The organism is Mesorhizobium sp. M0618, from assembly GCF_040320765.1.
Taxonomy (GTDB): Bacteria; Pseudomonadota; Alphaproteobacteria; order Rhizobiales; family Rhizobiaceae; genus Mesorhizobium.
The window spans coordinates 78122-102605 of sequence record NZ_JAMYQH010000024.1; the positions used below are offsets into that span (position 1 = coordinate 78122).

Here is a 24484-nt window from a genome sequence, read left to right on the forward strand (position 1 = left end):
CGGGTTCAAAGCTTCCCGTCACGGCGGACGAGTTCGTGGAACTCCTCGCGGCGTCCCGGCTGTTCGGCGGCGACCACAAGCGCAAGCCGTTGTTCCTCGAAGAGCTTGAACCATTCGTCCCATTCGACGAGTTCATAGCCTCCCGCATTGAGCGGCCGTTCAGGCTGGTCCTGATCCTGATAGGCGTGCTGGCCGAAGACCAGCCTCAACATGGGCTGCGTCCCCGCCTCCGGCGATATGTCGACGATTGCGGGAAAGCCGGCGCGCCCGGCAGCCCATGAGCGGATCGCATCGTGGTCGGTCAGTGTGATCGTGTCGGCCATGGGTCGCTCCAGATTGTGAACGGAGGAACGCTGACTGGGGACTGCGGTTCCCTGACATTATTTTGAGGCGGCGGTCCTGCTTGCCGCATGGCTTAACCGCTTGTTTGGGCTTGCCCTCTAAGCTCTTCCCTGACGTAAGCCAGGGGAAGTCACAGTCGGTTGGACACGGGTCTGCTCATTGCGCTGCTCAACCCGACGATCGCGCTGGCGCTCGGCGCGGCGTTCCTTGTGCTATGGTCCTATCAGCGCCACCGCCCCTATCTGGCCGTTCTGGCGATCAGCTACAGTCTCTCGGCGGCTGGCTTCCTGCTCCAGTATTTCACCTTGCCCATCGGGATGCCGCTGACCAAGCTTACGTCGAACATCTGCTTCACCATCGCTGCCTGCTGCCTGTCCGGCGCCGTCATCCACCGTTATGGCCGCAAGGTGCCCTCTGTGGGAATCGCCGTGTTGGCGGGCGGCGGCCTGGCGTCGTTATGCTGGTTCCTGTTCGTCGCGCCGGATCTCACCTGGCGCATCCTGGCGATGAATTTCGCATTCGGCGGCATCAGCCTTCTGGTTGCCGCCGAACTGCGCCCGGTACGCAACAACGGCCCGACCGAAAAAATCCTGTTCGTGCTGTCGCTGCTGTCGGGCGTCAATTTCTTCGTGCGCACCCTTGCCGTCGTCATCGCGCATGGGCCCTTCGCCAGCTATGACGGGTTCTATGGCTCGTCCTACTGGACGACGGCGCTGCTGTCGCACGCGCTGCTCTCGCTGCTCATCGCGCTGTGCCTGTTTTCCGCCGCGGCACTCGACGTGTTGAAGGCATTGAAGACCGAGACCTATACCGACCCCCTGTCGGGCCTGCTCAACCGGCGTGGCTTCGAGGAGCGAGGCATGCTGCTCTTGCAGCACTGCGCCTCGGCCCGGTTCCCGGTCGCGCTAGTGCTGGCCGACCTCGATCATTTCAAGGCGCTCAACGATGTGCATGGGCATGGGGCGGGCGATCGGGTGATCGCCGACTTCGCCGCCAAGCTTCGGTCGGCGGCCGGCGCGCGCGGTGTTGCCGGGCGTATCGGCGGCGAGGAATTCGCGGTGCTGCTGCCCCTCAGCGATCTTGCGGCGGCGCGGCTGTTCGCCGAAGCGGTGCGCACCGTCTATTCGGCCGGCCATGTCGACGGGCTTCCCCAGGGAACGAAGGTGACGGCAAGCTTCGGCGTGGCGGCCCGCAGCGGTGGCGAGGCGCTGGAGCCGCTGATGCGCCGTGCCGACGATGCGCTCTACAAAGCCAAGAAGAACGGCCGCGACAGTGTACGCCTGTCCTATGAGCGGCCGGAAACGGCGTTCCTGCCGGAGCCGCTCAAGACCGGCTGAATCTGTCCGGCCGGGACGGCGTTAACGTCTTCTTCGCCCGTCGATGATTAGCTGTCGGCGCGGGTGCGGGAGAACATGAGCGGCGCCAACTTCATCCTGTTGATCAATCTGTCGGTTGCCGGCCTGCTGGCGGCATCCTTCATGGCGGTCGCCTTCCACGATGTCGGCCGGGCGCCGGCGCGCTGGCTGGCATTTGGCTATCTGCTGGGCATGGCCTATTCGGCCATCGAATTCTCCATTCCCGCTTTTGCCGACGCGCGGCTCCCGGTCGTTGCCGCCTTCGCGGTCTTCCTTGGCGCCACGCTTGCGTTCAATGGCGGGCTTGCCCGCAAATACGGCGTGGCGCCGCCCTGGAAGCCGATGCTGTTTTTCCTGTTGGCAACCACCATAGCCGTGTATTTCGTGCAGGACCTGCCTCGCCAGTCGCTCATCCGCATCATGGCTTACCAGCTTCCCTATGCGGTCATGCAGTTCGTCGGGCTGGCCATCGTCTGGTCATCGAGGCAAAAGCTTGCCCGTCTCGATCGCATATTGATGGCCGTGCTGGCGGCGAGCGGCCTCCAGTTTGCCTCCAAGCCGTTCATCGCGCATGCGCTCGGCGGCTGGGGCGCCAATCCGCAGGCCTATCTGCAAAGCAACTACGCGCTGGTGTCGCAATCGCTCGGCACTGTCTTTGCGCTGGCGCTGGCGCTGCTGATGCTGGCCATCCTGGTTCGCGACGTGCTTGCCGAAGTGACGTCGAAGTCGGAGACGGACACGCTTTCGCGCCTGCTCAACCGCGGCGGCTTCACCCGCCATGCCGAGCTGGCGGTGCTTGGCGCGATGCGGCAAGGCGTGCCGGTCGCGCTGGTCATCGCCGACCTCGATCATTTCAAGAGCGTCAACGACAGTTTCGGCCATGCGTCAGGCGACCGGGTGATCGAGATTTTTGCAGGCTTCCTGCGCGAAGCCGCCGCCGCGCATCACGTTGCCGGCCGCATCGGCGGCGAGGAGTTCGCCATCATCCTGCCGGGAACCAACCTTGCCGCGGCGCGGCTGTTCGCCGAGGGCACGCGCAGCGCCTTTGGCGGGCTGCCCATCGACGGGCTGCCGGCTGACAACCGCTGCACCGCGAGCTTCGGCGTCGCCGAACTTCATCCGAACGAAGACTTTGCCGATCTGATGCGGCGCGCCGACCAGGCGCTCTATCAGGCGAAGAATGCCGGGCGCGATTGCGTGCGCGTCTCCGCCGGGCCTGCCGGCAATTGGTCGTCAGCCGGAATGGAAGCCAGAGCAATTTCAGGAAAAGTGTGAAACGGTTTTCCCGGGAAAAGCGCATGGCGCTTTCCCTTGGGAATTGCGTCCAGACAAAGAGTCTAGCGGCAGGGGCTGAGCTCGGGCATCTCGCCGTCGGAGAGACCGTACATATAGGAGCGGCCCTTCACCAGCACCGGCGGCCGGTAGCAATCGCTGTATCCGCTGATTTCGTCGGCTTCGTTCTCGTAGATCACCTTGGGCTGGCCGGCGCTGGTGTAGTCGGAAAGCTGCTTGGCCAGCCTGCCTTCGCCGACGATGATGCGCTTGTAGCCAGCGGCGCTGTCGACGACGAGGTTGCCGAAGGAATCGGCGTAGACGCGATCCTGATGCCGCGCGCCTGCAAGCGCTGGCGCTGCAAGGCCGACGGCCGACGCCGTCACGATGAGCGCCGCAAGGCGCGATCTGCCCGAATTCGAACGCATGGCGTCCTCCGTGTCTTGAGGGAAAGCCTCCTCGAATCAGAAATTAACGTTTTCTTAACCTTTGTTAAGAGGCCGGTGCGTTTGGCGGCAATGTCTCGGTAAACATGGTTAATATCCGTTAATATCCGACTGGATGGAAAACCCGTTGGCCATCATTCGGCCATGCTCGGCCGCACCATCGCGGCTGGTGTCCGTCTCGGCGTCGGGATGACCTTGATCTTGGCAAAGCATCGCGGCTGGTTTGCCGCGCGGGAGGACAGCATATGGCGCTACGCCGGCCGAATTGGGTGTCCGTTTTCCCGTTGCTCGGGATCGCCGCTGGCTGTGTGCCGCAGGACAGCGCGCCGAAGGCGGCCAATACCGTGGTCGTCTCACCTGCACCGGCTCAGCAGTCCGTCGCAGCCGCGGCGCCTCCGGCAGCTGCAACCAAGATCATCACCGACCTTACCGCGCCTCGGTCCGGCATAGGCGCGGCCACCTACAGATGCGGCAACAACGGTATGATTTCTATCCAAAATCTCGGTACATCGTTGCGTGTGGTCGGGTCCGACGGCGCGACCGAGGAGTTTGCGGCGTCGCCCGCCAACCAGAGCAGCCGCTACCAGGCGGTCACGCATGACGCAATCGTGATCGACGGACGCGAGGCGTTGGTGATGAAGAAGGGGTCGACGCCGCAGACCTGCAAACGCTGACGCCAATCTCAACACCGCTGGGCCCTTGGGTCAGACATGTTGCACTGCAGCGATATCGAGCCGGCTTCGGGCCTCCCGGCCTAATCGATTGAAGCCCAAGCCGGCCTTTTAGTCAGACTAAATTACGTTTTCGAAACGGTTTTCTGGCTTTGACGCGGTGCAAAAAGAGCATTAGAAACCGGCTGTCCGAAGTCGCAACCGGAAGCGGCAATGCCGCATTTCCACCTGAGGCTCCAGAGAGACGCCGAACTGGGGGAGCCATGAGCAAATCACCAGCCACCCGCGAATTTGTCAGACGTGAACGGCCGATTTCGCCGCACCTCACCGTGTACCGGCCGCCGATCACCATGACGATGTCGATCATTCACCGCATCACCGGTGGCGCGCTGTATTTCGGCACGCTGCTGGTCGCCCTGTGGCTGATGGCGGCGGCAAGCTCGCAGGCGACTTTCGATTGGGCCAATTGGGCCTTCGGCACCTGGCTCGGCCGGCTCATCCTGTTCGGCTACACCTGGGCGCTGATGCACCATATGCTGGGTGGCGTGCGCCATCTGGTCTGGGACACCGGCGCGGGTCTGGAGAAGCATACCGCCTCGAAGATCGCCTGGGCGACGCTGGCCGGCTCGATCCTGCTCACGCTGCTGATCTGGATCGCCGGCACCATAGCGCGGGGAGCCTGATCATGAGCGGCAAAAACACCGACATGCGCACGCCGCTGGCGAAGGTCCGCGGCCTCGGCTCCGCCCGCGAGGGCACCGGACATTTCTGGCGCCAGCGCCTGACCGCGATCGCCAACATCCCGCTGATCCTGTTCTTCGTCGGCTTCCTGATCGCGCTCAACGGCGCCGACTACGCACATGTGCGGGCAGCTCTTGCCAACCCGTTCGTGGCGCTAGTGATGGCCCTGGTGCTCATTTCCGGGCTTACCCATATGCGGCTCGGCATGCAGGCGATCATCGAGGATTACGTGCATGGCGAAGGCATGAAGCTGGCGCTGATCGCGCTCAATACATTTTTCACCATAGCGGTCGGCGTCGCCTCGATCTTCGCCCTGCTCAAGCTGGCATTCGGAGGCTGAGTTGGCCAAGGACGCGAAACAAGCCAACACGGCAGGCTATACCTTTGTCGACCACAAGTTCGACGTGGTGGTCGTTGGCGCCGGCGGCGCCGGCCTGCGCGCCACGCTCGGCATGGCCGAACAGGGCCTGCGCACCGCCTGCATCAGCAAGGTGTTCCCGACCCGCTCGCACACGGTGGCGGCGCAAGGCGGCATTGCCGCCTCGCTGTCCAACATGGGTCCCGATTCCTGGCAGTGGCACATGTACGACACCGTCAAGGGCTCGGACTGGCTGGGCGATGTCGACGCCATGGAATATCTGGTGCGCGAAGCGCCGGCCGCGGTCTACGAGCTCGAACATTACGGCGTGCCGTTTTCGCGCACCGAAGAGGGCAAGATCTACCAGCGGCCGTTCGGCGGCCACATGATGAACTATGGCGAAGGCCCGCCGGTGCAGCGCACCTGTGCCGCCGCCGACCGCACCGGCCATGCCATCCTGCACACGCTTTACGGCCAGTCGCTGAAGAACAACGCGCAGTTCTTCATCGAGTATTTCGCGCTCGACCTGATCATGGAGCCGGACGGCACCTGCACCGGCGTTCTTGCCTGGAACCTGGATGACGGCACCATCCACCGTTTCTCCGCCAAGATGGTGGTGCTGGCGACCGGCGGCTATGGCCGCACCTATTTCTCGGCCACCTCGGCACACACCTGCACCGGCGACGGCGGCGGCATGGCAGCGCGTGCCGGCTTTCCGCTGCAGGACATGGAGTTCGTGCAATTCCACCCGACCGGCATCTATGGCGCCGGCTGCCTGATCACCGAGGGTGCGCGCGGCGAGGGCGGCTATCTCGTCAATTCCGAAGGCGAGCGCTTCATGGAGCGCTATGCGCCGTCAGCCAAGGACCTTGCCTCGCGCGACGTCGTCTCGCGCTGCATGACGCTGGAGATCCGCGAGGGTCGCGGCGTCGGCAAGAACAAGGACCACATCTTCCTGCATCTCGACCATCTCGATCCCGCCGTCCTGCATGAGCGGCTGCCGGGCATTTCGGAATCGGCCAAGATCTTTGCCGGTGTCGACCTGACCAAGGAGCCGATCCCGGTGCTGCCCACGGTCCACTACAATATGGGCGGCGTGCCGACCAATTACTGGGGCGAGGTGCTCAATCCGACGGCGCTCAATCCAGATCAGGTGTCGCCCGGATTGATGGCTGTCGGCGAAGCCGGCTGCGCCTCCGTGCATGGCGCCAACCGGCTCGGCTCGAACTCGCTGATCGATCTTGTGGTGTTCGGCCGCGCGGCCGCGATCCGCGCCGGCCAGGTCATCGACCGCAAGTCGGCGATCCCTTCGCCCAACGAAGCCTCGGTCGAAAAGATCATGGACCGCTTCGACCGGCTCCGCCACGCCAACGGCTCGACGCCGACAGCGGTGCTGCGCGAGAAGATGCAGAAGGCGATGCAGGAAGACGCGGCGGTGTTCCGCACACAGGAATCGCTGGAGAGCGGCTGCAAGCGCATTTCGCAGCTCTGGGGCGAGTTGAAGGACATCAAAGTGTCCGACCGCTCGATGATCTGGAACTCCGATCTGGTCGAGACGCTGGAGCTGGAAAATCTGATGGCCAATGCCATCACCACGGTCTACAGCGCCGAGGCGCGCAAGGAGAGCCGTGGCGCGCACGCACGCGAGGACTTTTCGGCGCGCGACGACGCGGTCTGGCGCAAGCATACGCTGGCCAGGCTGAGCGAAGACGGCAAGGTGGCCCTCTCCTACCGGCCGGTGCACACCGAGCCGCAGCTGGCTGAAAAGGACGGCGGCATCAGCCTCGCCAAGATCGCGCCCAAGGCCAGAGTGTATTGAGGATCGAACATGGTTGAACTCACGCTCCCGAAGAATTCGCAGATCAAGTCGGGCAAGACCTGGCCCAAGCCCGAGGGCGCCACCAATCTGCGGGAGTACCGCATTTACCGCTGGTCGCCGGACGATGACGAGAACCCGCGCATCGACACCTATTTCGTCGACATGGACGATTGCGGGCCGATGGTGCTCGACGCGCTGCTGTGGATCAAGAACAAGATCGACCCGACACTGACCTTGCGGCGTTCCTGCCGCGAAGGCATTTGCGGCTCCTGCGCCATGAACATCGACGGTTCCAACACGCTGGCCTGCACCAAGGGCTGCGACGACATTTCCGGCGCGGTAAAAGTCTACCCGCTGCCGCATATGCAGGTGGTCAAGGACCTTGTGCCGGACCTCACCAATTTCTACGCCCAGCACGCGTCGATCCAGCCCTGGCTGAAGACGGTATCGCCGGAGCCGGCCAAGGAGTGGCTGCAGAGCCATGAGGACCGCGAGAAGCTCGACGGGCTCTACGAATGCATATTGTGCGCCTGCTGCTCGACCTCGTGCCCGAGCTATTGGTGGAACGGCGACCGCTATCTCGGTCCGGCAACGCTCTTGCAGGCCTATCGCTGGCTGATCGATAGCCGCGACGAGGCCACCGGCGAGCGGCTCGACAACCTCGAAGACCCGTTCCGGCTCTATCGCTGCCATACCATCATGAACTGCGCGCAGACCTGCCCCAAAGGCCTCAACCCGGCCAAGGCGATCGCCGAGATCAAGAAGATGATGGTGGAGAGAAGGGTTTAGGCTGGCGGTCGGTTGCTGGCGAAAGCAAATCCAATGAGCGATGACCTTCCCATCCTTTCCCCGGTAGAAGCCCGTGTGCTCGGCTGCCTGATCGAGAAGAAGGAGCTGACGCCGGATGTCTATCCGCTGACGCTGAATTCAGCACTGGCCGCCGCCAACCAGAAGACGGCGCGCGAGCCGGTGATGGCGCTGGAGCAGACCGAGGTGCATCGGGGGCTGAAGCTGCTCGAACAAAAGGGGCTGGTGCGGCAGATGTTCGGCTCGCGCGTCGAGCGCTACGAGCACCAGATGGCGCAGCGCTTCTCGCTGACCACGCCGCAGACCGCTTTGATCGGCCTGCTGTTGCTGCGCGGGCCGCAGACGGCCCATGAATTGTCAGCGCGCACCGAGCGCATGGCGCGGTTCCCATCGATCGAAGATCTGCGAGCCGAACTCGACATGCTGATCGGTCGTCGGCCGCCACTCATCCAGGAAATCCCGCGAGGACCGGGCCAGCGCGAGGACCGCTACGTGCATCTGCTGAGCGGCCCGGTGGACGTTGCAGCACTTTCAGCGCAGCGGAGTGCATCGGCCCTGCCTGCTTCCGACCTGGAGGCCCGGCTAAACGCACTGGAGCAGGAAGTCGCCGCACTTCGCGCCCGGCTGGACGCGCTGGGAGCATAGGTCCCGGCGCGCGCCTGGGCGTTCGCGCCGGGTCTTCACACTGGATGCAGCGTTTTCAGCCGAGCCTGGCATCAAGCGATACGTTTATGGCGCCGAGCGCCTTCGAGACCGGGCATCCGGCCTTGGCCTTCTCGGCCAGCTCCGTGAATTTCGCCGCATCGATGCCGGGCACCTTGCCGACCACGGTGAGTGCGCTCCCGGTGATCCCCGTGCCGGGAACCAGCGTCACCACGGCCTTGGTGTCGAGTTCGGCGGCGGGGGTGCCGTTCTCGGCCAGGAAATGCGAAAACTGCATGGCAAAGCAGCCGGCGTGCGCGGCGGCGATCAGTTCTTCCGGGTTGGTGCCGGATTTGCCGCTTTCGTCCTCGAAGCGTGCCTTGAACGAATAGGGCGTGCCTTTCAGGGTCCCGCTCTGGGTGTCGAGCGTGCCTGTGCCCCCTTTCAGATCGCCTTTCCAGATGGCGTTTGCGGTGCGGTCCATGAATTCCTCCTTGTTACAGCGGTGGCGCCGGCCAGGCGGCGTTCCTCCCAACTATAGCGCGGGCGCGAGGGAAGGCCACCGCGCTGTTTGTGCGCGCATGCAGCGCCGGCGGACCGCGCCGAATCTTTTTTGAAAGAATGTGCGTGGAAAAATGTCGACTTGCATCGGTCCCGACCGTCCTGCGGGCGACCACGGATTCTCGTGGCGGATGGAGGTTCGGATGAACAATCTGTTTTCTGCTCATTGGACAAGCACCGGCCGAAGGGCTGATCTAGGGGAACGCGACCCGCTGCATGTGCCGCCCTCCGGCTTCGGCCGGCTGCTTGCGGCAGTTGCCATTATCGGCATTGCGATCAGCCTTCTCGATCATGTTGCTGCCGGCAAGGACTCAACCGATATCGTGATCGCCTATGGTTCGTCACAGCAAGGGAGCTGGAAATGAGATATGTCTGTCTGGTCTATGGCGAGGAAAAAGACCTCCATGCCATGACGCCGGAGCGTCTGGCCAAGCTCGATGCCGATTCCATGACTCACGACCGGTCATTGGATCGGCGTGGGATGCTGATCGTCGCACAGGCGCTCCAATCGGTGAAGACGTCGAAGACGGTGCGGCGACGCCAGGGCAAGCCGCTGATCACCGACGGCCCGTTCGCCGAAACCAAGGAGCAGTTGCTCGGCTTCGTCTTGATCGAGGCCGACAATCTCGACCAGGCGCTGGAGATCGCCGGCGAGATCCCGCTGGCCGAAATAGGCACCATCGAGGTGCGGGCGATCTACGATGTGCCGGGGTCATAGCCCCCGCCATGTGCTACAGCCACGTGGAAACCAAGGCGTTCGACTGAACGATCGTCCTGGTTCATTTCGTGCGCAACTTTTGCGTGTTGAAGCAAGGCGAGAGTTCTCCTATCGTCGCCGGGGTTCTTGGGGATTTCGACATGCCTTTCCTGATTGCTATCCTTGGCGTGATGGGCGCGGCAGCGTTTTGGTGGTACCGGATGAAGGCCATGAACGACGCGGCTCGTGACGTTGCGGACGTTGTCGGGCGCGTACAGGGCAACATCCGCCGCAAGAAGCTGCGCAAGCAGGCGGCGCTGTCGCCGCTGACGGCGATCGATGATCCGGTCGTAGCGGCGGCTACGCTGATCACGTCAATCGTCTCCGAGGATGGGCCAATCCTGCCGCAGCGCGAGGCCGTCATCCGCGCGGTGATTTCCGAGATCGCCGACAAGAAGAAAACGGACGAAGCGGTGGTCTACGCCAAATGGGCGGCGTCACAGATCGACGACACCACAATCGTCATCGACAAGCTGGCGCCGTTCCTGCGCGAGCGTCTGGATGTCGCCGAGCGAAACGATCTGCTGCAGATGGTCAACCGCGCCGCCCAGGGCGGCGAGAAACGCCTCGAAATATCCGACCAGAGGATATTGCGGCTGCGGCAAAAGCTGGGTTTTGAGGTCAATTGATCGCATACCTTGGCGATTGGCGGAAACGCCCATCGCTTTCGTCATCCTGGGGCGGAGCAAGGAGCGAAGCGACGCGGCGCAGACCCCGGGATCCATGCCGCGACTCAAACGCGTCACCACGGTGCAGAATTCTGCTCCGCTGCATTCTTCAGCCAAGGTCGCGGCATGGATCCTTGGGTCTTCGCTCCGCTTCGCGTCGCTACGCCCAAGGATGACGACGTTGGGGATGCTGGCGGCGGCTCAAATCGCCTCGCCCTTCAACAGTCTTGGCGTGCCGGCGGACAGTCCCGACGCCTGGCGGATGAAGAATTCCTTCAGGCGCGGCATGCGTTCGACGAGGCCGAGGCCGATGTCGCGGACGGTGCGCAGCGGGCCGATATCGTTGGAAAACAGCCGGTTCAGCGCGTCGGTGGTGACACCCATCTGCACCGTGTCGAAGCGGCGCCACTGCTGGTAGCGCTCGAGCACGTCGAGCGCGCCGATATCCTGGCCGAGCCGGTCGGCCTCGACAATCACCTCGGCAAGGGCTGCGACATCCTTGAAGCCGAGATTGAGGCCCTGGCCGGCGATCGGGTGGATGCCGTGGGCGGCATCGCCGGCGAGCGCGATGCGGGGTGCGACGAAGGCACGCGCAATGGTCAAGCCGAGCGGCCAGGCGCGCGGCTTATCGGCAACGCGGATCTCGCCAAGCTTCAGGCCAAAACGCTGCTCGAGCTCGTGTTCGAAGAGGAGATCGTCACCGGCCACCAGCTTCTCGGCATCGGGCGTACGTTCGACCCAGACGATCGACGAACGGTTGGTGCCGTCCTCACCGGGCTTGAGCGGCAATGTGGCGAAGGGGCCAGCCGGCAGGAAATGCTCTTCAGCGCGACCATTGTGCGGGCGTTCATGCGCCACGGTGCAGACGATGCCGGACTGGCCATATTCCCACTTCACCGTCTTGATGCCGGCCATGTCGCGCAGCTTCGAGTTGACGCCGTCGGCGGCGACCAGCAGCCGGGCCTTCAGCGTCGCGCCGTCGGCAAGATGCACGGTGATACCACTGCCGTTGGGTTCGAAACCCTGCACGGCGACGCCTTCGATGATGTCGATGCCGAGCTTTTCGGCGCTGGCCCGCAAGGCGCCGTTCAGCACCTTGTTGGCGACCATATGCGCAAAAGGCTCGCCCGGCGCCACTTCGCCGTCGAAGGTCAGGAAGACCGGACGCACCGGATCGGCGGTGCGCGAATCGGTGATGATCATCTCGGTGATGGCTTGTGCCTGCGGCGCGATCTCGGCCCACACACCGAGCTGGTCAAGCATGCGGCAGGCGGCGGCGGCAATGGCCGAGGCGCGGCCATCCCTTTGCCAGGCGCCGGCAGGTGCGGCATCGACGAGAGCGATGGCGAGACCCGGTCGCGCCTGCTTCAGCGACACGGCGGCGGCCAGGCCGACATAGCCGGCGCCGGCGACCAGGACATCGAGCCCAGATATTGTTTTCACGTTTGCCCCGGTTTTCGTGTCCGCCTTGCGTTCCATCATCTTCGCTCCTGCGCGCCGCCGGGTCCTGCACCCTTGACTGCCTGTTCGTCCTGTCGGAAACCGCCATAACACTTCTGCGGTGAGGGCGCGAAATATGACGGCAGCCATGGACGAGCTTCTCGGCATTCTCGACCTCGAGAAGCTGGAACACAATCTGTATCGTGGTCGCAGCCCCTTGCTCGACTGGCAGCGCGTGTTCGGCGGCCAGACCATCGCCCAGGCGCTGGTGGCGGCGCAGCGGACAGTGGATCCCGATCGGTACGTGCATTCGCTGCACGGCTATTTCATGCGGCCCGGCGACACCAAGGTGCCGATCGTCTACGAGGTCGACCGTATTCGCGACGGCGGCTCCTTCACCACGCGGCGCGTGGTGGCGGTCCAGCACGGCCAGGCGATCTTTTCGCTCGAAGCCTCGTTCCAGCAGGACGAGGTCGGTCTCGAGCACCAGGTGCCGATGCCGCAGGACGTTCCGGGGCCGGACACATTGCTGTCGCAACGCGAATTGCTGGGCAAATTCGGCGAGGCGGTGCCCGATGGCATCAAACGCTACTGGGAGCGCGACCGGCCGATCGAGATGAAGCCGGTGATGCTGAAGCATTACACCAGCCGCGAAAAGCTGGAGCCGAAGCAGAATATCTGGATCCGCACCACCGGTCCGGTGCCGGCGGACCGCGCCATCCAGGCGGCGGTGCTCGCCTATCTTTCCGACATGACGCTGCTCGACACATCGACCTTCGCGCATGGCCGCGCCATTTTCGATCGCGATATCCAGGCGGCGAGCCTCGACCACGCCATGTGGTTCCATCGCAGCCATGCGCTCGACGACTGGATGCTCTATACGCAGGACAGCCCGTCGACACAGGGGTCGCGCGGCTTTACGCGCGGGTCGCTGTTTGCCCGCGACGGCACGCTGATTGCCTCGGTTGCGCAGGAAGGGCTGATCCGGCTCAAGCGATCGCCTGCAGAGTAGGCATTTTTCAAAATTTGCCCAATTTTTAAGCAGATGCATCGCCGCAGCTATCAACAGGTTGCGTCGGAACGCTCCTCAATCTCTTTGTTTACAATGGGTTAACACACTGCTTCCGCACTTGGCACGGAGCTTGAATCCTCGTGGGCACTCTCCGGCTTTTTAGGATCGGTGAAGGTGTGCAAACGCGGGGGACCGCAACAGCGAAGGGTGAAACCTTATGAAAATCGTGATGGCAATCATCAAGCCGTTCAAGCTCGACGAGGTACGCGAAGCGCTTACCGCCGTCGGCATCCAGGGCCTGACCGTCACCGAAGTCAAAGGCTACGGGCGTCAGAAAGGGCATACGGAGATCTATCGCGGGGCGGAATACGCGGTCAGCTTCCTGCCGAAGATCAAGATCGAAGTCGCGGTCAGTGCCGACATGGTCGACAAGGCCGTCGAAGCCATCACCGCAGCCGCCAAGACCGGCCAGATCGGCGACGGCAAGATCTTCGTTTTCGGCATCGATCAGGCGGTGCGCATCCGCACCGGCGAAACAGACACCGACGCGCTCTGAGCGGCGATCACGTATTCCAATGGAGAGTTCAATGAATATTCCTTCCACCTTGAAGTCAGCGGCGCGCTCCGCGCTGCTCGGCTCGTTCGCGCTCGGAGCATTGGGCACGGTCGCCGCATTCGCGCAGGAAGCGGCTCCCGCCGCGGCCGCAGCAGCGCCAGCTTTCACCGTCGACAAGGGCGACACCACGTGGATGATGGTTTCCACCGTTCTGGTGCTGTTGATGACGGTTCCCGGTCTTGCGCTTTTCTACGGCGGCCTGGTTCGCAGCAAGAACATGCTGTCGGTGCTGATGCAGGTCTTCACCATCACCAGCGTGGTCATGATCATCTGGGTTTTCTACGGCTACAGCCTCGCCTTCACCCCGGGCAACGCCTTCGTCGGCGGCCTTTCCAAGATGTTTCTCTCCGGCGTCGATGTGACGACCCTGTCGGAGACCTTCACCAAGGGTGTCGCCATTCCTGAACTGGTGTTCGTCGTCTTCCAGATGACCTTCGCCTGCATCACGCCGGCCCTGATCGTCGGCGCCTTCGCCGAACGCGTCAAATTCTCCGCTTTGATCCTTTTCGTCATCCTGTGGGTCACTTTCATCTACTTCCCGATCGCTCATATGGTCTGGTTCTGGGGCGGCCCGAGCGCTTATAGCGATCCGACGGGCCTCATCTTCAGCTTCGGCGCCATCGACTTCGCCGGCGGCACGGTCGTTCACATCAATGCGGGCATTGCCGGCCTCGTCGGCGCGCTCATGATCGGCAAGCGCAGCGGCTACAAGAAGGATCTCATGGCGCCGCACTCGATGACGCTGACCATGGTCGGTGCTTCGCTGCTGTGGGTCGGCTGGTTTGGCTTCAACGCCGGTTCGAACCTTGAAGCGAACGCCTATGCGGTGCTGGCCATGATCAATACCTTCGTCGCCACGGCGGCGGCGGCGGTCACCTGGATCGTGCTTGAATCGCTGCTGCGCGGCAAAGCCTCCATGCTTGGGGCTGTTTCGGGTGCGGTGACCGGCCTCGTCGCCGTCACGCCTGCTGCCGGCTTTGCCGGCCCGATGGGCGCCATCGTGCTCGGCATCGTCGCGACCTTCGTCTGCTACTTCTTCGTCTCGGTGGTGAAGAACGCGTTCGACTACGACGACAGCCTTGATGTCTTCGGCGTCCACTGCATCGGCGGCATCATCGGCGCGCTCGGCACAGGCATCCTGGTCAATCCTGCCCTCGGTGGCGCCGGCATTGTCGACTATTCGACGGCCGACTTTGCTGCCGGCTATGCCGGCACGGCCACACAACTCCTGGCGCAGGCCAAGGGTGTCCTGGTGACCCTGTTGTGGTCGGGTATCGGCAGCGCCATCCTCTACAAGATCGTCGACCTGATCATCGGCCTGCGTCCGACAGCCGACGCAGAGCGCGAAGGCCTCGACCTCACCTCGCATGGCGAAGCGGCCTATCACTCGTAAGCCCTGTGCGAGGCGGCCTCGGCCGCCCCGCATTCTCCCATCCCGTCGTGACGCTCCCGAAAGGAGTTCACGCATTGAGGCCCGGATCATGTCCGGGCCTCTTTTTTTGGCAAGCCGTTCCGGCAATGCCCGGCTTCACGCAATCACGTTCGGGTGATCAGGTTTTTTGAGGAAACAACGACCGCTCTGGTTCCGAACAGTGGAGGCGATCGTCGTTCTGACGCTCGTGCCAACAACAGGGAAGGAAACCATCTCATGAACCTCAAGAACATCTGCCTCGGAGCGCTTGCTCTTTCCATGATCGGCGGCGTGGCATTTGCCGGTGCTCTGGATGAGCCCGACAACATGGCGCCGTTCTTCACGGATTCCGGCATGAAAACCATGAAGCCGATGGCGGATTTCAAGACAGCTTTCATGGCCATGCCGATGGAAAAGCAGGAAGCGATGAAGAAGGAATGCCAGGATGCGGCGATGAGCAAGCCGTATGCGGAATTCTGCGCCAATGTGCAGGCGCTCGGCGGCGCCAACTGATTTGCCGCGATCGGGCCGAGGCCCGATCCTTGTTCCAGACGACAATGGCGGGGCGGCAGCCCGCCATTGTGTCGTTCGATGGAAGCTCCCTCGTCCGTCATTGCTTCATACGGCTCAACCGGCGGTAATGAGGTTTGAGCGTCTCAACCTCTTATAGTTAATGCGCCCTTAACCTTCCCACCGATAGTCTGAGACCCGAATCTGCCGGAGTGCGCCACGCACCCGGCGAGACCATGACAGACGGGGAAGAGCATGCGTTCAGGGGCTTCAGCACCGCTCGCGCTGACCGATACGGGGCACGGCATCCAGGCGTTCGCGCGGCGTCAGGTCGGGCGGCTGGTCGGCGTCGGCCTGTTCGCGCTGGCCGCCTTTGGCGTTGCCAGCCTTGCCACCTGGAATGTCGCCGATCCGAGTTTCTCCCACGCGACGAACAACACCGTCACCAACGCCATGGGCTATGCGGGTGCCGTGTTCTCCGACCTCGCCATGCAGTTCTTCGGCCTCGCCGCCGTCGCCGCCCTGGTTCCGACGGTCATCTGGGGCTTCCTGCTGTTTTCCGCGCGCGGTGTCGACAGGCTGCCCAAGCGCGGGCTGTCCTGGTTCGGCTTCGCGCTGCTGGCCGCAGCGATGGTCGGCTGCGTTGTGCCGCCCAAGACCTGGCCGCTGCCCACGGGCCTCGGCGGTGTGTTTGGCGACATGGTGCTGAAGATCCCCGGCGTCGTCATCGGCGGCTATCCGACCGGGTTGATCGCCAGCATCATCGCCATCCTGCTGTCCGCTCCCGCGCTGTGGCTCTTTGCCCATGGCTCGGCGCTGATCGGACGCAAGAACGGCTTCGCCGTCATGGAGGACGAGCCCGCCGCCGATCCGCGCGAGGACGACCTTTTGTTCGACAATGACGAGGACGAAGGCGACGAGGGTATCCTGGCGCTCGGCGCAATCACCCATTGGTGGCTGTCGCTGCGCGCGTGGATGCACCGCCGTGCCTTGCGCCGCAGGCAGGAGCGGGACGAGTACGAGCCGGAGATGGAGCAGCGCTCCACAGCCTGGCGGCGCGCCGCCGAACGGGTCGAATCGGCGGAGTTTGCCGAGCAGCGGATGAGCCAGGATGGCCGCGCCCGCGTCGAACCCGAATTCTTCGCCGCCATGGTCAATGACCGCAGCGCCTCGCTCGACCCCGACGATGCCGATATCTTCGACGACCGCTTCGACAATGCGGGCGAGGATGCCGATTTCGACGATGAACCTGTCGTGCAACGCCGCGGCGCGTCGACCGCCAAGGTACAGCCGTTCCGCTCCGACGCAGCCACCCGCGTCGAGGCACCGGCGGCGCGCCCCGTGCCCGGCGCCCGTGTGCAGCGCGAGGCGCAGACATCGCTGATCGGCTCGGAAAAGTTCGAAATGCCGTCGCTGCACTTCCTCTCCGAACCGAAGAACGTGGTGCGCGACGCCAGCCTGTCCAAGGACGCGCTGGAACAGAACGCCCGCCTGCTCGAAGGCGTGCTGGAGGATTTCGGCGTCAAGGGCGAGATCATCGCCGTCCGTCCGGGCCCGGTGGTCACCCTCTATGAGCTCGAACCGGCGCCCGGCATCAAATCGTCACGCGTCATCGGCCTGTCCGACGACATCGCCCGCTCGATGAGCGCCATTGCCTGCCGCGTCGCCGTGGTGCCAGGCCGCAACGCCATCGGCATCGAACTGCCGAACGCCAAGCGCGAAACCGTCTATCTCAGAGAGATTCTGGCCAGCCGCGATTTCGAGACGACGAAGGCCAAGCTGGCGCTGGCGCTGGGCAAGACCATCAATGGCGAGGCGGTCATCGTCGACATCGCCAAGATGCCGCACGTGCTTGTCGCCGGCACCACCGGCTCGGGCAAGTCGGTCGCCATCAACACCATGATCCTGTCGCTGCTCTACCGGCTGACGCCGCAGGATTGCCGGCTGATCATGATCGATCCGAAAATGCTGGAACTCTCTGTCTATGACGGCATCCCGCATCTGCTCACGCCCGTCGTCACCGATCCGAAGAAGGCGGTGGTGGCGCTGAAATGGACCGTGCGAGAGATGGAGGACCGCTACCGCAAGATGTCCAAGGTCGGCGTGCGCAACATCGACGGCTTCAACGCCCGCGTCAGCCAGGCTGACAAGAAGGGCGAGAAGATCTCGCGCACCGTGCAGACCGGCTTCGACCGCCAGACCGGCGAGGCGATCTACGAGACCGAGAACCTCGATCTCGAGCCGATGCCGTATATCGTCGTCATCATCGATGAGATGGCCGACCTGATGATGGTCGCCGGCAAGGACATCGAAGGTGCCGTGCAGCGCCTGGCGCAGATGGCGCGCGCCGCCGGCATCCATGTCATCATGGCGACGCAGCGGCCGTCGGTCGACGTCATCACCGGCACCATCAAGGCCAATTTCCCGACCCGCATCTCCTTCCAGGTGACGTCCAAGATCGACAGCCGCACCATTCTGGGTGAGCAGGGCGCCGAGCAGCTGCTCGGCATGGGCGACATGCTCTACATGGCCGGCGGCGGTCGTATCCAGCGCGTGCACGGCCCGTTCGTCGCCGATGAAGAGGTCGAGAAGATCGTCGCGCACCTGAAGCTGCAGGGCGTGCCGGAATATCTCGACGCCATCACCGAGGATGACGGCGAGGACGACGACGAGCCGTCGGGCAAGGGTGGGTCCGGTGGCGGCAACAGCAATTTCGAGGATTCCGACGATCCTTACGATCAGGCGGTCTCCGTGGTGCTGCGCGACGGCAAGGCCTCGACCAGCTATATCCAGCGCCGGCTGGGCATCGGCTACAACCGCGCCGCCTCGATCATCGAGAAGATGGAGAAGGAAGGTATCGTCGGCCCGGCCAACCATGCCGGCAAGCGAGAGATCCTGGTGCCGACCGAAGACGACAAGTTCTGACTGGAAAGCCTGACCCTTGTGACATCCCGGTCCGGCAACCTTGAACCTTTCAAGGCGTTGAAGCGACCAAGGGACGCCCGACCCGCCAAATTTCAGCCTAACTGGGGGTCCAAGCACAGAACAACTCAGGAATCAGATGAGAGTGACCGACATGAAAAACGATCTTTCAGCGCTCAGCACATTTGCTCCCTCCCGGCGTCAGTTGCTGGGCCTCGGCCTGGCGTTTGCGGGGGCGGCAGCCTTCAACGCGGTGCCCGGCTTCCAGGTGCTGGCTTCGGCGCAGGCGGCTGTGCCGGCCGCTGCGCAGAAGATCGCCGACCACTTTTCCTCGGTCAAATCGATGAGCGGCGAATTCGTACAGTTCGGCCCCAAGGGCGAGCAGACCGGCGGCAAGTTCTTCCTTGAACGGCCAGGCAAGATCCGCTTCAACTATGACGGCTCTTCGAATTTCCGGGTGATTTCAGACGGCCAGTCGGTGGTCATCCTGAACAAGAGGCTCAACACGTCCGATCTCTATCCGTTGTCGAAGACGCCTCTGAAGCTGCTGCTCGACACCAGGATCGACCTCTCCGGCGACCGCGTCAAAAGCGTCAAGCAGGAGGATGACCTCACCACCATCCAGCTCGCCGACAAATCCGTATTCGGCAATTCGAAGATCACCATGATGTTCGATCCGAAAACCTTCGATTTGCGGCAGTGGACGATCACCGACGCGCAGGGCAAGGATACGACGGTGATGATCTTCAACACCAAGGAAGGCGTCAGCTTCGCGCCGGATACTTTCGCCATCGACTACACGGCGAACCGCGAGCTCAACACCAACAAGGCGCGCTAACCCAGTTGTTATAGCTGTGGAAAGCACCGGGGCCGCGCCTCGTCGGGCGTGGCCCGGCTTGTCTTTGCGGCCCGCGGCTGGCAATTTCCCGGGCTGACTCCGTCAAAAGGCGTCTTCCCCGCCGGAACCCATCGGTTCTGGTCGGCCGCACGCTGTCCTGGATTGCCAATGCCCTTCTCCATCGCCACCTGGAACATCAACTCCGTTCGCCTGCGCATGCCGATCGTCGAGCGCCTGCTCGTGGAGCAGGCCCCCGACGTGCTGTGCCTGCAGGAAACCAAGGTTCCCGACGACCTGTTTCCCGAAAAGGCTTTCCGCAAGCTCGGCTACGAACACATCGCCTTCCATGGCCAGAAGGGCTACCACGGCGTAGCAACCGTGGCGCGGCGGCCGATCGAATTGGTCGAAAAGCGACGCTTTTGCGAAATCGAGGATAGCCGGCACCTCTCGGTGAGGGTGCGGGCCGGCGGCAAGGCGATCCTGCTGCACAATTTCTACGTCCCGGCGGGCGGCGACGAACCGGATCCCGTCATCAACAGGAAGTTCAAGCACAAGCTCGATTTCGTTGCCGAGATGAATGCCATCCGGGCAGAACATGACGAGGTGTCCGGCTCGGTGCTGGTCGGCGACCTCAACATCGCCCCGCTCGAGCATGACGTCTGGTCGCACAAGCAATTGCTCAACGTGGTCAGCCACACGCCGATCGAGACGGAAAATTTCGAGGCGATGCGCCGCGCCGGCGACTGGGTCGACCTGATGCGGCTCAACGTGCCGCATGAGCAGAAGCTCTACACCTGGTGGAGCTATCGCGCGCAGGATTGGGAGCTGTCCAACCGCGGCCGCCGTCTCGACCACGTCTGGTCGTCGCCGAACCTGGTGCCCAGCTTTTCCGGCTACGAAATCCTGCGTCCGGCGCGCGGCTGGGAGCGCCCGTCGGACCATGTGCCTGTGATCGCGCGGTTCGATCTGGACTAGCCTGCTTGAAGATGCGGGGCCTGCGGCAGTCAGTCGGTAGAGGTGGAGTCGGCTGGATCCACCCACGGACGGCCCAATCGTGTCACCATCGCCGCGTACCCAACGGCACCTGCCGCCCAAAGGAAGATGCCAAGCTCTTTGACGACGTCTTCGGCGATGGCGGCCGCAGAACCCGGGGTAGGAAACAGCTCTCCGAGCTGGTCGATGGATGCTGACATCGCGAGCAGGAAGCCTGCGGCCACAAAGACGATCGTGCCGTCGAATGTCTTTCGTCGCAGCCGAAAGAACCAGAACAACCCGGCGGCGGCGTAGACAATCATCGGAACGATCTCCGGTATCCCTACAATGGGCAGCACGTCCTCATGGATCAACAACAGGTCGTCGAGGCCCAAGAACAGGGTAAGGCCGCCGAGAAACGTGCAATCCCATCGATGCGTGAGCAGGCCAGCAAACAGGGTCGCAGCGCCGGTGCCGATCCATAGCGAAGCACCCAGGGACGAAATCCACCCCGTATAGAAGCCGACTTCGGCGGCTGCAGATGGATCTCGATAAAAGATCCAAGCGTCCAGGCCACGAATTTGCGCGATGAACAGCACGGCTAAGAGCATCGCAACATTAATCGCCGTCGCCGCCAGTACGACCAAGCGCCAGGCTATTATCCATTCGCCGCCATGCTTTGTGTTCAGCGCGTTGTTCTCTGGCATTGCTATTCTCATTGAGGACTGAGAGGAACTCCACTGGAACCAAAGTACGACAGCCGCCAGATCTGCCGCCGAGAACTCCGCCTGCATTGTGCCGGTGGCTTCGCCCCACCGAAACCATTGTACCATGGCGTCGATGTTCAGGTGAGGCTGGCCTGCAAATGGCCGACCTGAATCTCAACGCGCTTCGAAGCGCGACCAAATGAATTCAAGTTCAAACGGCGCGCTCAAGTCTTCATGCATGTCGTTGTCGCGAATTGCTGGGCTGACAGGCCAGCGAGATCCGGCAGATGGGGATGGTCGCGGCGGCGCGTCGCCAGCATCCGTTGCGCCGCTTCGATGATTGTCGACGCAGGCACATTGGCGACCAGGCCGGTCGGGCTTGCAAGACGGGATTCGATCACGTCCACGCAGTTCGAAAGCGGCCTCCAACGGGCCATGTTGGCGCCGCCACTGAGGATAACCATCGGCGTCATCACGGTTGCCATGAGATGTGCGGTACCGCCTTCGGCGCCGATGTAAAGATCGGCAAACTCGCCGAGCGCCAGCAAGATGTCGCCGATATCGACACCCTCGATCGCGGCGGAATCAACAAGCCGCAGCTTCGGTACGCGCTGAGCCAGTTCAGCCATATCGGGACCATCGCCGGGGGTTTTCACATAGAGAAGGTCCGCCCCGTCGGCGATCAGGCCGTCGGCGATCGCGGCAACCTGATCCGCCGACATGCGCTTGCTGGCGCTGCCGTGCGCCGCGATAATGATCAACGGAGCATGCTTGCCATGCGCAAGGCCCCTGGCCGCCGCTCGTGCGGCCGGGCCAGGCTCCAGCCGATGATCGAAAGGCAGCCGCTTGCCGGCAAGGCGTTCGATGAGACGGTGGTAGCGCCAGGCATTGTGCCCGGGTCGTGCTTCAGGCCTTTGGCCCAGGCGCCAGGAAAGGGCGAAAGCCGGAAAGTTTGCCTCATAGGCGATGCCGCGGCCGAGCAGTGATGCCGAGGCTTGAAGCAGCCAACGCGCCGAGATGCGGAAATCGACCACGGCCAACCGCCCCTTGCCGTTGCAGTGACCGGCGATCAGGCACGCCAGGGACGTCCGCACATTGATCGCATCGACCAAATGGCCGGCATGGCGATTGAGGCTATGTTCAAGGGACGACGATCGGGTGGTTCCGTAGACGATGAAACTATCAGGGAATGCCGTTCTGGCGGCGCGCAAAGCCGGAATCCGGATTAATCCGTCGCCGAACGCGTCATTGCGGGAATACAAGATAATCGTCTCGTACCGCCCTGACGGCATGGCTCGCTCCCCCCAGGAGCCTGGTGGTGGTGGCGCCTGCTGTGCCGGCCGCCTTCGAGGTGCTTTAGGATTTCACCTCATGCCTGTCAACGGACCCTTGCCTCTGGATCCGGGCGTCCGGATGAACGAGCCATTGGCGATTCCCGCTCCGGCCGCAGTGCGCCACGATCAGTTCATCGCGGCCAATGTCGTTGAAAACGCTGCCGCGCTTCCGCCTTTGGCCGCGAAACAACAGCTTCGCAGGCGGGCAGCCTTTAGCCGGAGAAGCGCGGCGCCAGTTCCTCGATGCGGCGGATCATCGCCTGAAATTCCTCCGAGATGCGCTGGTGGAGCTTGACCGCGATCTCGGGATATTCCTCCAGGATGCGGCGGAACATCTTGCGGCTGAGCCGCATCACTTCCGAATCGATCTCGGCCGAGGCGCTGGTCAACCGATTGGTGTCGGCGATCAATGCCAGTTCGCTCAGGATCGTGCCGGGGCCTGCCGTGCCAATCGGGATGCGTTCACCACCCTGCTCCCGGTAGAGCACGATGCGCCCGCTGACGACGATATAGGCGGAATCGGCCTCGTCGTCCTCGCGATAAAGCTTGTGGTTGGCAATCAGCCTGGTGTTCTCGGCGCCAAAGGCGAGCAGGCGCAATTGTTCCTGCGTGAAGCCCTCGAAGAGCCTCACGGCGGACAGGACGCGGATGTCGTCATCCAGCGCCATCTAGCTATGTCCCCGAACCGACAGTCCGACTCCTCCTCTGCGAGTTCGATCCAAACCACCCTCCAACTGGATCGTACCCGAAAGCGGCCCCGCCCGACCGCTCATTGGATAATGAAATGTTTAAGGAACCAGCTTGTAGCCGCCGCTTTCTGTCACAAGAATTTCCGCATTGGAAGGATCGCGCTCGATCTTCTGGCGCAGCCGGTAGACATGGGTTTCCAGCGTGTGCGTGGTGACACCGGAATTGTAGCCCCATACTTCCTCGAGCAGCACGTCGCGCGTCACCACCTTCTGGTCGGCGCGATAAAGATATTTGATGATCGAGGCTTCCTTCTCCGTCAGCCGCACCTTGCCGCCGCGCGGGTCAAGCAGCAGTTTCTGGCTGGGCTTGAAAGTATAGGGCCCGACCGAGAAGGTGGCGTCCTCGCTCTGCTCATGCTGGCGCAGCTGCGCCCGAATGCGTGCCAGCAGCACGGCAAAGCGGAACGGCTTCGTCACATAGTCGTTGGCGCCGGCCTCGAGCCCAAGAATCGTATCCGAATCGGTGTCGTGGCCGGTCAGCATGATGATGGGCGCCTTGTAGCCGCCCTTGCGCAGGATCTTCACCGCTTCGCGGCCATCCATGTCGGGCAGCCCGACGTCCATGATGAGCAGATCAATGAGGCCGCCGCGCGCTGCGGCGACACCTTTTGCCGCAGTCGATTCCTGCAGCACGTCGAATTCCTCATAAAGGGATAATTGCTCGACCAGTGTGCCGCGCAGGTCATCATCATCGTCGACGATCAGTATGGTGCGTGAAGTCATGGATCAATCCGTTGTTTTGAAAAGAAAATTCAGTTGACCGCTGCCTGTTTATGCGGAAGCTGACCGGCGCAACAGCCGTTCACAGTGATTTGTTCCGTGGCACGATCATACAAGAAAAAACACGATCGCAATGCAGCCGGCGCAATTTTGCGAAAAGGGCTGCGTGTGCTGACCGTGCGGGCCAGGCCTGGGCATTCAAGCCAGGGCCTGCTGCAGGCCGGGAAAACGGTGTTTGCCTGTGCGTTGGGGCGCGGTGGCATCTCGGCCGGCAAGCGCGAAGGCGATGGCGCCACGCCGCTGGCCGCGATGCGGATACTGTCGGGGTATTTCCGGGGAGATCAGTTCTCCAGCGGCCGCAGGACCCGTCTGGCGATGACGCCGATCGGGCCCGATCTGGGCTGGTGCGAAGTGCCTGACGACCGCAACTACAACAGGCCCGTCAAGATACCCTATGGCGCCAGCCACGAACGCATGCGGCGCGACGACCGGCTCTACGACGCCTGTCTTGTGCTCGACTGGAACCTGTCGCCGCGCCGGCGCGGGCGCGGCAGCGCCATCTTCTTCCATCTGGCGCGCCCCGGCTTCACGCCGACGCAAGGCTGTGTGGCTGTCACGGCTCGTACGATGGCGCGACTGCTGCCACTGCTGTCGGATCGGACGGTGGTGAGGGTGGTAAGATAGTAGGGGAGTAGGGGAGTAGGGGAGTAGGGGAGTAGGGGAGTAGGGGAGTAGGGGAGTAGGGGAGTAGGGGAGTAGGTCAGTTAGGGAGATTTGGAGTTGGTGAGAAATTACATTAGACAGGTAGGCGTAT

General features: G+C 63.0%; 27 protein-coding genes. 19 read left to right on the forward strand and 8 right to left on the reverse strand.

What is annotated here, in order from left to right; genetic code table 11:
- Positions 1 to 5: 5 nt before the first annotated feature.
- Positions 6 to 323, reverse strand: coding sequence for a hypothetical protein (locus tag NKJ04_RS23585; protein WP_352677515.1), 318 nt, complete (start codon positions 321 to 323; stop codon positions 6 to 8).
- Between the two features lie 159 nt (positions 324 to 482).
- On the opposite strand from NKJ04_RS23585, the gene NKJ04_RS23590 reads away from it, so the two are divergent.
- On the forward strand, positions 483 to 1679 hold the full coding sequence (locus tag NKJ04_RS23590) for a GGDEF domain-containing protein (RefSeq protein ID WP_352677516.1): 1197 nt from the start codon (positions 483 to 485) through the stop codon (positions 1677 to 1679).
- Positions 1680 to 1754: 75 nt separating this feature from the next.
- Positions 1755 to 2972, forward strand: coding sequence for a GGDEF domain-containing protein (locus NKJ04_RS23595; protein WP_352677517.1), 1218 nt, complete (start codon positions 1755 to 1757; stop codon positions 2970 to 2972).
- 62 nt (positions 2973 to 3034) lie between these two features.
- Here the strand turns inward: NKJ04_RS23595 and NKJ04_RS23600 are convergent, their stop codons facing one another.
- The gene (locus NKJ04_RS23600; protein ID WP_023811258.1) at positions 3035 to 3397 is read right to left on the reverse strand and encodes a hypothetical protein; all 363 of its coding nucleotides are present in this window, start codon (positions 3395 to 3397) and stop codon (positions 3035 to 3037) included.
- Positions 3398 to 3660: 263 nt separating this feature from the next.
- Here NKJ04_RS23600 and NKJ04_RS23605 point away from each other — a divergent pair, with 263 nt between their 5' ends.
- The 6 genes from NKJ04_RS23605 (at position 3661) to NKJ04_RS23630 (ending at position 8456) form a co-directional block, all read left to right on the forward strand.
- The gene (locus NKJ04_RS23605) at positions 3661 to 4089 is read left to right on the forward strand and encodes a hypothetical protein (protein WP_023811256.1); all 429 of its coding nucleotides are present in this window, start codon (positions 3661 to 3663) and stop codon (positions 4087 to 4089) included.
- A gap of 260 nt (positions 4090 to 4349) precedes the next feature.
- Complete coding sequence (gene sdhC / locus NKJ04_RS23610) at positions 4350 to 4769, forward strand: succinate dehydrogenase, cytochrome b556 subunit (RefSeq protein WP_023811255.1); 420 nt, start codon at positions 4350 to 4352, stop codon at positions 4767 to 4769.
- Positions 4770 to 4771: 2 nt separating this feature from the next.
- Positions 4772 to 5167: a succinate dehydrogenase, hydrophobic membrane anchor protein gene (gene sdhD, locus NKJ04_RS23615; protein WP_023811254.1), complete on the forward strand. Its 396-nt coding sequence runs from the start codon at positions 4772 to 4774 to the stop codon at positions 5165 to 5167.
- A gap of 1 nt (position 5168) precedes the next feature.
- On the forward strand, positions 5169 to 7004 hold the full coding sequence (gene sdhA / locus NKJ04_RS23620) for a succinate dehydrogenase flavoprotein subunit (RefSeq protein ID WP_352677518.1): 1836 nt from the start codon (positions 5169 to 5171) through the stop codon (positions 7002 to 7004).
- 9 nt (positions 7005 to 7013) lie between these two features.
- Positions 7014 to 7793: a succinate dehydrogenase iron-sulfur subunit gene (locus NKJ04_RS23625; protein ID WP_352677519.1), complete on the forward strand. Its 780-nt coding sequence runs from the start codon at positions 7014 to 7016 to the stop codon at positions 7791 to 7793.
- Positions 7794 to 7826: 33 nt separating this feature from the next.
- The gene (locus tag NKJ04_RS23630) at positions 7827 to 8456 is read left to right on the forward strand and encodes a YceH family protein (protein ID WP_352677520.1); all 630 of its coding nucleotides are present in this window, start codon (positions 7827 to 7829) and stop codon (positions 8454 to 8456) included.
- Positions 8457 to 8511: 55 nt separating this feature from the next.
- Here the strand turns inward: NKJ04_RS23630 and NKJ04_RS23635 are convergent, their stop codons facing one another.
- Positions 8512 to 8937: an OsmC family protein gene (locus NKJ04_RS23635; protein ID WP_352442079.1), complete on the reverse strand. Its 426-nt coding sequence runs from the start codon at positions 8935 to 8937 to the stop codon at positions 8512 to 8514.
- Between the two features lie 220 nt (positions 8938 to 9157).
- On the opposite strand from NKJ04_RS23635, the gene NKJ04_RS23640 reads away from it, so the two are divergent.
- The 3 genes from NKJ04_RS23640 to NKJ04_RS23650 all read left to right on the forward strand — a co-directional run bounded on the left by NKJ04_RS23640 (position 9158) and on the right by NKJ04_RS23650 (position 10400).
- Positions 9158 to 9379 (forward strand): hypothetical protein, encoded by a 222-nt coding sequence (locus NKJ04_RS23640; protein ID WP_352677521.1) that lies wholly within the window; start codon positions 9158 to 9160, stop codon positions 9377 to 9379.
- Positions 9376 to 9732, forward strand: coding sequence for a YciI family protein (locus NKJ04_RS23645; RefSeq protein ID WP_352677522.1), 357 nt, complete (start codon positions 9376 to 9378; stop codon positions 9730 to 9732). Before NKJ04_RS23640 ends, NKJ04_RS23645 begins: the two co-directional genes overlap by 4 nt.
- 140 nt (positions 9733 to 9872) lie before the next feature.
- Entirely contained in the window at positions 9873 to 10400 is a 528-nt protein-coding gene (locus NKJ04_RS23650) for a hypothetical protein (protein ID WP_352677523.1), read from the forward strand.
- 240 nt (positions 10401 to 10640) lie between these two features.
- On the opposite strand, the gene NKJ04_RS23655 is transcribed toward NKJ04_RS23650, so the two are convergent.
- The gene (locus NKJ04_RS23655) at positions 10641 to 11918 is read right to left on the reverse strand and encodes a ubiquinone biosynthesis hydroxylase (RefSeq protein WP_023811247.1); all 1278 of its coding nucleotides are present in this window, start codon (positions 11916 to 11918) and stop codon (positions 10641 to 10643) included.
- 97 nt (positions 11919 to 12015) lie between these two features.
- Between NKJ04_RS23655 and tesB the strand changes: the two genes are divergently transcribed.
- The 7 genes from tesB to NKJ04_RS23690 all read left to right on the forward strand — a co-directional run bounded on the left by tesB (position 12016) and on the right by NKJ04_RS23690 (position 20163).
- Complete coding sequence (gene tesB / locus NKJ04_RS23660) at positions 12016 to 12891, forward strand: acyl-CoA thioesterase II (protein WP_013528888.1); 876 nt, start codon at positions 12016 to 12018, stop codon at positions 12889 to 12891.
- 217 nt (positions 12892 to 13108) lie between these two features.
- Complete coding sequence (locus NKJ04_RS23665) at positions 13109 to 13447, forward strand: P-II family nitrogen regulator (RefSeq protein WP_013528889.1); 339 nt, start codon at positions 13109 to 13111, stop codon at positions 13445 to 13447.
- A 31-nt stretch (positions 13448 to 13478) separates the two neighbouring features.
- Positions 13479 to 14900 (forward strand): ammonium transporter, encoded by a 1422-nt coding sequence (locus tag NKJ04_RS23670; protein WP_023811246.1) that lies wholly within the window; start codon positions 13479 to 13481, stop codon positions 14898 to 14900.
- Positions 14901 to 15155: 255 nt separating this feature from the next.
- Positions 15156 to 15431, forward strand: coding sequence for a hypothetical protein (locus NKJ04_RS23675; protein WP_023811245.1), 276 nt, complete (start codon positions 15156 to 15158; stop codon positions 15429 to 15431).
- Positions 15432 to 15683: 252 nt separating this feature from the next.
- Positions 15684 to 18353, forward strand: coding sequence for a DNA translocase FtsK (locus tag NKJ04_RS23680; RefSeq protein WP_023811244.1), 2670 nt, complete (start codon positions 15684 to 15686; stop codon positions 18351 to 18353).
- A 151-nt stretch (positions 18354 to 18504) separates the two neighbouring features.
- The gene (locus NKJ04_RS23685; RefSeq protein WP_023811243.1) at positions 18505 to 19188 is read left to right on the forward strand and encodes an outer-membrane lipoprotein carrier protein LolA; all 684 of its coding nucleotides are present in this window, start codon (positions 18505 to 18507) and stop codon (positions 19186 to 19188) included.
- A gap of 168 nt (positions 19189 to 19356) precedes the next feature.
- The gene (locus NKJ04_RS23690) at positions 19357 to 20163 is read left to right on the forward strand and encodes an exodeoxyribonuclease III (RefSeq protein ID WP_023811242.1); all 807 of its coding nucleotides are present in this window, start codon (positions 19357 to 19359) and stop codon (positions 20161 to 20163) included.
- Positions 20164 to 20192: 29 nt separating this feature from the next.
- On the opposite strand, the gene NKJ04_RS23695 is transcribed toward NKJ04_RS23690, so the two are convergent.
- From NKJ04_RS23695 to NKJ04_RS23710, 4 genes are all read right to left on the reverse strand, one after another.
- The gene (locus tag NKJ04_RS23695; protein ID WP_352677524.1) at positions 20193 to 20867 is read right to left on the reverse strand and encodes a DUF8692 domain-containing protein; all 675 of its coding nucleotides are present in this window, start codon (positions 20865 to 20867) and stop codon (positions 20193 to 20195) included.
- A 224-nt stretch (positions 20868 to 21091) separates the two neighbouring features.
- Positions 21092 to 22159, reverse strand: a complete 1068-nt coding sequence (locus NKJ04_RS23700) for a glycosyltransferase family 9 protein (RefSeq protein ID WP_196815326.1) — start codon at positions 22157 to 22159, stop codon at positions 21092 to 21094.
- Positions 22160 to 22413: 254 nt separating this feature from the next.
- Positions 22414 to 22869, reverse strand: a complete 456-nt coding sequence (locus tag NKJ04_RS23705; protein ID WP_023811239.1) for a cyclic nucleotide-binding domain-containing protein — start codon at positions 22867 to 22869, stop codon at positions 22414 to 22416.
- A 120-nt stretch (positions 22870 to 22989) separates the two neighbouring features.
- Positions 22990 to 23673 carry a response regulator transcription factor gene (locus NKJ04_RS23710; protein WP_013528898.1) on the reverse strand — a complete coding sequence of 228 codons (684 nt, stop codon included), beginning with the start codon at positions 23671 to 23673 and terminating at the stop codon, positions 22990 to 22992.
- A gap of 144 nt (positions 23674 to 23817) precedes the next feature.
- Between NKJ04_RS23710 and NKJ04_RS23715 the strand changes: the two genes are divergently transcribed.
- Positions 23818 to 24354, forward strand: a complete 537-nt coding sequence (locus tag NKJ04_RS23715; RefSeq protein ID WP_206638052.1) for a L,D-transpeptidase family protein — start codon at positions 23818 to 23820, stop codon at positions 24352 to 24354.
- The last annotated feature ends 130 nt before the right edge of the window (positions 24355 to 24484 follow it).